The 1,411-nt window shown below is 36.2% G+C and carries 1 protein-coding gene; it reads left to right on the forward strand.

Features of this window, described 5'->3' with window-relative positions:
* The first annotated feature begins 138 nt into the window (after nt 1-138).
* Nucleotides 139-1,263 carry an IS4 family transposase gene (locus D8M03_RS17550; protein WP_121216061.1) on the forward strand — a complete coding sequence of 375 codons (1,125 nt, stop codon included), beginning with the start codon at nt 139-141 and terminating at the stop codon, nt 1,261-1,263.
* The last annotated feature ends 148 nt before the right edge of the window (nt 1,264-1,411 follow it).

The raw sequence follows: 1,411 nt of genomic DNA on the forward strand, positions 1-1,411 counted from the left end.
ATCATTAGCGTCGCATTAAAATAATTTGACACCTTTATTAAAACTGAATTTTCTGAAATATATTCTTCGCACAAAAAAAGCCTTTATAATGGTTGGGCGGTAGTAAACCATCCAAATCCAAAATAAAGGACTAATCGCATGGATAAGTTTACACGAATAACATCATTTGAACAATGGTTTTCACCGATTAATTTGACGTTATTTGAAGAACAGGTGAAAATTCATCAATTAAATTACTATACAAAGAAGCTGTACATGGCTTCCTTTATGAAACTGCTTTTATATGCCCAGCTTCATGAAACAGAGAGTTTAAGGGCATTAAGCGATGCTGTGTTTTCAGATGATTTACAACGGACAATAGGGTTTGAATCGATTAGCTTCTCCCAATTGGGCAGAAGAATAAATACAATCCCAACCGAGTTCTTTCAAACGCTTTTTCTAGATTTAGTCTCACAAATTCATCAGAAAACGGATTTTCAGAAACAAAGAAAAACGACAACACCATTGAAAATTATTGATTCGAGTACATTACCACTTAATTTAACCAACCATAAGTGGGCAGAGTTTCGAAAAACAAAGTCTGGTGTGAAGCTTCACCTTCGACTCGTTTTCATGGAAAAAGGTCTTTCGTATCCAGATCAAACGGTGCTCACAAATGCGATTGAACACGACCGAGGTCAACTTGAGGTATTCATTGATGACAAAGAATGCCTGTACGTGTTCGACCGTGGCTACTTGGATTACAAACGCTTCGATCGCATGACGGATGATGGCTATTTCTTTGTCACACGTCTTCGAAAAAATGCCGTCGTACGTGTACTTGAAACATTTTCTCTACCAGAAGATTCAAAGGTCCTATCAGATGAGATGGTGGTTATTGGTACAACACAAAATCGTTCGGAAAATGTGTTTCGTCGCCTAGAAATCCTTGATACAAAAGGCAGTGAACTAACGTTACTAACGAATCGTTTTGATTTAGACGCAGATGAAATAGCAGAAATCTATAAATCACGCTGGGCAATTGAGTTGTTTTTCAAATGGATGAAACAACATCTGAACATCAAAAAGTTCTACGGTCACAGTGAACAAGCTGTACACAATCAAGTGTACATCGCAGTGATCGTGTTTTGTCTAAACGTTTTGGCACAGATGAACACAAATAGCGATCGAAGTTACCTAGAAATTAGTCGCTATTTAAAAGCTGCATTATGGAAATCTGCTCACATTTGGTTGCGCAAAATTGAAAGAAAAAACGTCCCATAAAGGTTTTAAAAGTCGTTGTTACACAAGTCACAGGTTATAGTAAAAAAATGAATGTTTACTACCCTAGCTTTAGTGTTTTCAATTTTTCTTTAAAATTAAGTAAAACAAAAACTGAAAATTCAGAACACTTTTATGCAACGGTAGTGAA

Origin of the sequence: Ureibacillus endophyticus, from assembly GCF_003628435.1 — a bacterium.
Lineage (GTDB): Bacteria > Bacillota > Bacilli > Bacillales_A > Planococcaceae > Ureibacillus > Ureibacillus endophyticus.